Origin of the sequence: Kitasatospora sp. NPDC059722 (genome assembly GCF_042733235.1) — a bacterium.
Taxonomy (GTDB): Bacteria; Actinomycetota; Actinomycetes; order Streptomycetales; family Streptomycetaceae; genus Kitasatospora.
Genome location: NZ_JBHWGD010000015.1, coordinates 32,054 through 39,263, shown reverse-complemented (window position 1 = coordinate 39,263; position 7,210 = coordinate 32,054). Strand labels below are relative to the sequence as shown.

At 69.8% G+C, this 7,210-nt stretch carries 6 protein-coding genes; 5 read left to right on the top strand and 1 reads right to left on the bottom strand.

The annotated features are described in order from the left end of the window. Positions 1-269: 269 nt before the first annotated feature. Positions 270-1,169 carry a ricin-type beta-trefoil lectin domain protein gene (locus tag ACFV4F_RS12555; RefSeq protein WP_380502026.1) on the bottom strand — a complete coding sequence of 300 codons (900 nt, stop codon included), beginning with the start codon at positions 1,167-1,169 and terminating at the stop codon, positions 270-272. A gap of 520 nt (positions 1,170-1,689) precedes the next feature. Between ACFV4F_RS12555 and ACFV4F_RS12550 the strand changes: the two genes are divergently transcribed. The 5 genes from ACFV4F_RS12550 (at position 1,690) to ACFV4F_RS12530 (ending at position 7,184) form a co-directional block, all read left to right on the top strand. Further along, entirely contained in the window at positions 1,690-1,857 is a 168-nt protein-coding gene (locus ACFV4F_RS12550) for a hypothetical protein (RefSeq protein ID WP_380502024.1), read from the top strand. Then, positions 1,854-3,128, top strand: a complete 1,275-nt coding sequence (locus tag ACFV4F_RS12545) for an MFS transporter (RefSeq protein WP_380502022.1) — start codon at positions 1,854-1,856, stop codon at positions 3,126-3,128. The genes ACFV4F_RS12550 and ACFV4F_RS12545 overlap by 4 nt, the downstream gene beginning before the upstream one ends. A 147-nt stretch (positions 3,129-3,275) precedes the next feature. Beyond that, positions 3,276-5,219: a stealth family protein gene (locus ACFV4F_RS12540; RefSeq protein ID WP_380502020.1), complete on the top strand. Its 1,944-nt coding sequence runs from the start codon at positions 3,276-3,278 to the stop codon at positions 5,217-5,219. A gap of 58 nt (positions 5,220-5,277) precedes the next feature. After that, positions 5,278-5,844 carry a GntR family transcriptional regulator gene (locus tag ACFV4F_RS12535; RefSeq protein WP_380502018.1) on the top strand — a complete coding sequence of 189 codons (567 nt, stop codon included), beginning with the start codon at positions 5,278-5,280 and terminating at the stop codon, positions 5,842-5,844. A 581-nt stretch (positions 5,845-6,425) separates the two neighbouring features. Further along, complete coding sequence (locus ACFV4F_RS12530) at positions 6,426-7,184, top strand: alpha/beta hydrolase-fold protein (protein WP_380502016.1); 759 nt, start codon at positions 6,426-6,428, stop codon at positions 7,182-7,184. Positions 7,185-7,210 lie beyond the last annotated feature (26 nt).

Below are 7,210 nucleotides of genomic sequence, written 5' to 3'. Positions count from 1 at the left end.
CGGGGCGGGGTCGTCTCGTGGCCCGCGCCGCTCAGCTAGTACGTCCGTTGCTCGTCCGCTTGTAGGCGACTACCGGGCGCCGGGGGGGGGGGCGCGCCCCCCCCCCCCCCCGCGTCTCGCTACGATTCCCGGCCGCAGCCGGTTGATCGCCGTGTTGCCGCCACCCTGGAATTCGTCGTTGCCGGAGGGCCTTCACCGTTCGACGGAATCACGGGCCCGGGCCGTGAACAACCGCACAGCCCTGGTGCCGGACGTATTCCGGCGAGTTGCTACGGCTTGGTCCACTTCTGGTTGGCGCCGCCGGTGCAGGTGTACAGGGTCGCGGGAGAGCCGTTGTCGGTTCCCCAGCCCTTGACTTCGAGACACAGGCCGGTGGTCTGGTGGCGAATGGTGTTGTCGGCGTTGTCCAGGTTCCACTTCTGGTTGCTCTCACCCGTGCAGGCGACGGCGTGCATCGGAGCGGGGAGCTTGGAGGTGTCGCCGGCGGGGGCGAGGCAGTTGCTGCCGAAGACCCGCAGTTCCTTGGCGCGGGTGCGGACGAACTCCTGGTTGTCGCCGCCCCAGTGGTCCCAGATGATCACGCTGCCGTCGCTCTTGGCGTCCAGTGCCCTGCCGGAGGCCTTTCCGGTGAAGGCGAAGGTGTGCGCGTTCGCGTCCTTGACCCAGTCCGTGACGTTGTCGGTACGGGTGATCACGGCCTGGTTCTTGCCGGCGGGCTCGCCTATGCAGTTGTGCAGGGAGGAGGTGCTGGTGACACCGACGAGTTCGCCCTTGCCGTTGATCACAGGACCGCCGGCGTCGCCGCGGCAGATGGCACCGCTGACATCGCCGTTGAGCGAGGACGCGGTGATGCCCTTGTCTCCTACGGTGACGGAGGTCTGGGCGCGTGACACCGGCACCCACTCGTCCTTGGTGCGGCCGTAGCCGACGGCCTTGAGCGGTTCGCCCATGGCGACGGAGATGGCAAGGGCGATGGGGGTGACGCCGGTGGCCGGGCGTTCCAGGTGCAGGAGAGCCAGGTCGCGGCTGTCGTGGGCCCTGAGTTCGGTGACGGCCAGAGTCTGGCCGGCCCAGAACGCGAGCACCGCGGGCACGACGCAGGAGAGCGGCGTCCAGAAGACGAGCGACCCAGCAGCTGCGCCAGGATAAACAGCTTCTGCGGTGGCCACCGGGAGTTGAGGAGGTGGTGCAGGGGCCGGTGTGGCCCGCTCCGGCGGCGACGGCGAAGTCGGCGTACTTCCCGTCCGGGTGGAACGCCGGGATGACGCAGAGGGAGGTCAGTGCGAGTGCGGCGGCCGAGGCGGCCACGGTGGCCAGCCCGAGCCGTCTGTTGCCCTTCAGGAAGACGTAGCACCCTACGGCCGTGACGGTGACGGGCGGGCTTCTGAAAAGCCGGTGCGAGCACGCACATTTGTGACCGTGGAAGCCATGCTGCGGAGACCGGCACCCGAGGCTCAGGGACGAAGGACCCGGGCTGATCGGGAGAACTCACAACCTATTTCTGCCTTGCAGTCGCCTTTGGTCTCGCCACAGGCGGCCCCAACGCGACCGCGACAGAGGCCGGATTCACCTCTCGCATCCACTTAAGCATCACTGGTTTGTCGCACTTCGTGAATCTGAATACTCACCTGCGCAACCACCCCCGCTCATAGGTTCGTTCGCACCTGAATGTTCTCGAAGGGGTGAAGAGTGACGAATGTGACCGCCGGCAGGGACGTGCCCGGGGCCGGCGCCGCCGCCGTGTCGCTCTCGGATCTCGTCGAGTGGCATGTGCTGCCCGCCGTGGACTACCCCGGCTCCGGGATATCGCTGAGCTGCAGCGAGACCGGCCGAGACCCCGAGGATCCAACCGCATGAGCCCGTCCCCGGGGGACGGTCGGACGTTCCTGCCGCTGCGGCACCGCAACTTCCGGCAGCTCGCCGGCGGGCGGTCGTTGATCTACTTCGCCAACGCCATGGCGCCCGTGGTGCTCGGCTTCGCCGTGCTCGACCTCACCGGGTCGACGACCGACCTCGGCTTCGTCGTGGGCGCGCGATCGCTCGCCAACGTCGCGCTACTGCTCCTCGGCGGCGTCGTCGCCGACCGGTTCTCCCGGACCGTGGTCCTTCAGGGCTCGGCGGTCGGGGCCGCCCTGGTGCAGGCCGTGGTCGCACTGACCGTCCTCCTCGGCTGGACCTCCGTACCTCTCCTCGTCGTCCTCGGCGTGGCCAACGGCGCGCTGTCCGCGCTCTCGCTGCCGGCCTCGGCAGCGCTGACCCCGCAGACCGTCCCCGCGGACGTGCTGCGGCCGGCCAACGCCCTGATGCGCATGGCCACCAACATCGGCATGATCGTCGGCGCCTCGCTCGGCGGTGTGGTCGCCGCCCTGATCGGCCCCGGATGGGGACTCGCGGCCAACGCGCTCTGCCTGTTCCTCGCCGCGGTGTGCTTCCACGGTGTCCGGGTCCCGGCGAACGACAACGGGCCGGCCGAACGCTCCCGCCCCCTGCATGAACTGCGGGAGGGATGGCGCGAGTTCACCGCCCGCACCTGGGTGGTCGCCGTCGTCCTCCAGTTCACCGTCGTGAACGCCGTCGTCGCCGGCGGGATCCAGGTCCTCGGGCTCGGCATCGCCGACGACACCTTCGGGCGCGGCTGGTGGGGCGCCGTCCTGGCCGCGCAGATGGTCGGCGCCGTCGCGGGCGGCTTCCTCGCCGCGCGCTCACGCACCCGGCACGCGCTGCGCCTGGGCGTGGCCCTCGTGACGCTGGAGGCGGTACCGCTGGTGGTGCTCGCCGAAGCACCGCACGCCCTGTTGCTCGGTGTGGCGATGTTCCTGAACGGCGTGGCCCTGGAGCAGTTCGGAGTGGCCTGGGACGTGTCGCTCCAGGAGAACATCCCCGCCGACCGCCTCGCCCGCGTCTACTCCTACGACGCGCTGGGGTCGTTCATCGCCCTGCCTGTCGGCGAGATGCTGGCGGGCCCGGTGGCCAACCTGGCCGGTGAACGGGCGACGCTGCTGTCGGGCGCCGTGCTGGTGGTGCTGGCCACCGCCGCTGCGCTGCTCAGCCGAGACCTGCGCCGCCTCACCGTCGCCCCCGCCGCGCCCGGACGGCCCGCCAAGGACCGGGATACCGACGCCGCGTAGCGCGGCGGGCCGCACACCCTCGGACCGCCGGTGACCTGTCCGGCCGGCTCGATGACGGGGCGAAGCCTCACGTCGTGGATCTGCGGGTCGACGCGGGATGGCGTGCCCGCCACACATCAGACCTGGAAGTAGAAGGAGATCCGGATCGTGGAGTCGATCCCGGGCAGCACGGCAACGTTCGCCGAGGCCGTCCACCTGACCGATCCGCCCGAGCCATCGACCGGGAACTCCGATGCCGGGCCCCCGGAGTCCGGTCGGGCCGGACGCGATGACGGCGTCGGCGTGTTCGGACGAAAAGGCCTGGTGCCCCGCCTCCGCACGGCCGGGCGTGCCCTGCGCGTCGCGGCCCGCAGGGCACGCCCGAGTGCGATGCCGGCGAGGCCGGAGCCGGTTCCTCTGAGCGCCGATGACCTTCGCCACCGGCGCGAGGAAGAACTGCTGACCCTGCACCCGGGCCTGGTGCGGGAACGCGGCCTGGTGACCGAGGTGCAGGACGACCTGCTCGCCGCGGACGCCTTCCTGCGCAGTTTCACGGAGGTCACCGACGTGCTGCGCACACGCGGGATCACGTTCGCGCCGATCCCCCGCCACGGCTCCCGCCAGTGGGTGGTGATCCCACCTGGGCTACGGGCCGACGTGCTGGCAGCCTGCGCCACGGCGTTCCGCGGCGTTCCCGTCTACGCCGATCTCCTCGGCCACGACCACACACATCGGACCGTCCTGGCGGAGGAACTCCCGGACGCGGTGGCCGAGTTGGAGGGCCATATCAAGCCCGCCGCCGCAACCGCAGACCACACCGACTCCATTGCCCCGGAGCCGGAACCCGTACGGGTCAAGGGCGTGCGGCTCTACCGTCCGGCAGTGACGAGCGGGCGGAGCCTCTTCTACGGCCATGAGTACGGCTGCGACCTGGACTTCTGGGACTCCGCACAACCCTCCGAAGGCGCCATCGCCGCGATTCACGAACCGCCGTTCGGATGGTGGACGCCCTCACTCGAAGCGGATTCCACCGTAAGGATCGCCGACCGGGACTTCCCGGTGCCGGCCACCTTCACCCGGGCACGCCTGAACGACATCACCTTCCCGGTGGACGCGGTCATCACCTGGGTCGACGACGGCGACCCCGTCTGGCAAGCCCGCCGCGCCGCCGCACTCACCGCACTCCCGGACCTTCCCGGCCCGCCGTGCAGCGGGACCGGCGACGAGCGTTTCCGCAACCGCGACGAACTGCGCTACTGCCTGCGGTCGATCGCGATGTACACACCCTGGATCCGCCACATCCACCTGGTCACCGACGATCAGCTGCCCCACTGGCTCGCGACCGAGCACCCCGGCCTCACCGTGGTCACACACCGGGAGCTCTTTACCGACCCCTCGACGCTGCCGGTCTTCAACTCCCACGCCATCGAGACCCAGCTCCACCGGATTCCCGCCCTCGCCGAGCACTTCCTGTACTTCAACGACGACATGTTCCTCGGACGACCACTCCGCCCCGAGCAGTTCTTCCAGGGCAACGGCGTCCCCCTCGTCAACCTCGACTCCCGAGTGATCCCGCCCGGTCCGGTCACCGCCTCCGACGACGAGTACGTCGCCGCACAGAAGAACACCCGCGCCCTCGTGCACCGCAGGTTCGGCCGGGACACCACCAACACGCTCCGCCACACGCCGTACCCGCTGACCCGCACGCTGCTCACCGAGAGCGCCGAGGACTTCGCCGCCGAACTCGCCGACACGGCCCGCTCCGTGTTCCGCTCGCCCACCGACATCGCCCCGATCACCCTGGCCGTCGCCCGCGGCTACCTCACCGGCCACGTCGCGTGGGGCCGGCTCGGGCACCACGACACCGACATCGGCCGGCAGGCCCAACTCGACCGGCTCCCCGCGCTCCTCCACGACCGCGCGACAGACACCTTCTGCCTCAACGACGGGGCTCTCGACCACCTCGACCACCTCGACCGCGCCGAGCAGGACCGGGCCATCACGGCTTTCCTCCAGGACTACTTCCCCGTCCCCGGACCATTCGAGGCCACCCCGCCACTCCCGACGGCACGGCGGCCCGCGACCGACCAGCCACCCGAGCCAGGGCCTTGAGGGCGAACAGCGCCCGATGCCCCCCAGGCCATGACTCCCACCGCGACAAACGTTCCGGATGAACCACATGAACACGAATCCGCACGAACCCACGCCGGCCGAGGCGAGAATCCGGCGGCACTACAAGACGCTCGCCGCCCACCTGGTCAGAGGACTTCCCCCGGGTCTGCCACCGGACCGGCTTCCTCCCGCATGGAAGATCGCGTGCTGGTACCGAATCCCACTATCCACAGCACAGTTCGTCCGGCGGGCCGCCACCACCCGGCTGCGCCCACCACTCCGGCTGTGCCCGGACGACCCCTCGTGCCCCGTGTGGGTCGGTGTGGCGGCGGATCTGCGCGAGCGCATCCGGGAGGGCCGCTTCAGCGGACGGATGCCGGGACGCAAGCCGCTCGCGGCCGCCTACAAAGTCGGGACCGACACGATCGGCAAGGCCCTCGAACTGCTCGCCGATGAGCACCTGGTCGAGATCAGGCCGGGGACGCAGGGCACCTACGTCTCCCAAGAGCTACTCGACGAAGAAGAAGTAGGACGATACGACGCTCGCGCGATCGGGGTCCCGGTCAGCAAACTGGACCGAGACGCCGTGACACCAGGAACGACCGGCGGTGAGAACACGACGTGACGGCACGAGACGCTCAGGGCGGGCCGGCCGGGGGCCGCTTGAGCCGACGCGGTGTACTCAGGGGCCTGATCGGAGGCCCCGTCCTCCTGCTCACCGCCTGCGACGACGCCAAGACCGCCGGCACACGTCACCGCCGGTGGCTACGGCCGCCCCGGTGGCTGCGATGGCGGCAGTGCGCCGGAGGCCTCCGCTGTCGCGATCACCGCCAGCCCGGCCGCCGGCACTGGTTCCACCGACTCCAGTGACACGGCGAAGAGCACCGTCGCAGGCGGGGCCTTCGAGGGTTGCCTGAGATCCGCGGACCGCCCCAGCCGATTCGCCATATTTCGACGGCTGACGAGTCAACGAAAGTCGTCATGTCGGCTCATATTCTCCCCCTGAACACACGGCGAGCCGAGCGACCGCCTTGCCATCAGGACTCAAGCAGAGTCATCCCTCCGAACCTCACCCACATGAAACTGACTGGCTCACTCTTTCTCTTTCTCTCGATCGTCTTCGTCCCCCTTCCCGTGGGCCTCCTGATGTCCCTTTGGAACCGGGTGGGCGGTCCGCAGCCACTCCGCTTCGCAAGTCGTCTCGCCATGGTCCTCTTCACCCAAGCGACCGCCATCACGCTGGTGCTCGTCGTCGTCAACAACAGCAACCAGCTCTACGGCAGTTGGGGAGACCTGCTCGGTACCGACAGCCACGTACGGGCCGTTCCCGTGCCACCAGTCGAGGAAGCGGTGCCCAACAAGGTCGGGCCCGGCGCTCCGGAACAGCCCAAGGTCATCCAGCAGTTCGGGCCGGTCGACGACAACGCGGTGCCGAAGGACGTGAGGACGACCGACGTGAAGGGCCGGATCTCCCGCGTGGACGGCAAGGTCAACGCCGAGACCTGGCTGGCGCGCGACATCCCGCAGATGATCCTCGACAACTTCCGCGCCGAGCCCGGCCCCGAGAACTGGGCCGTGGCCGGCTACTCGGCAGGCGCACACTGCGCCGCGCGCCTCGCCCTGGCGCATCCGAACCGCTACCACGCCGGTATCGGCATGTCCGGCTACAACGACCCGAACGGTCAGCGGGACTCGCTCACCGCGAAGGACCCGCACCTGCGGGAGATCTCCAACCCGCTGTACGCGCTGACCCACGCGCAGACACCGCCGAATGTCGCCCTCTACCTGACGGGCCAGAAGGGCGACGGCTACGAGGACGCGCTGGCCCTGCAGAAGGCGGCCAAGGCACCGACCTCCGTCACCCCGGTGGAGGTCGACGGGCCGCATCTCACCTCCACGTGGACGCGGCTGGTCCCGTCCGCGTTCACCTGGCTGACCCGGACGATCGCCGCGAAGACGGGCTGAGCGGCATCCGACCGAAGCGCCCCAGG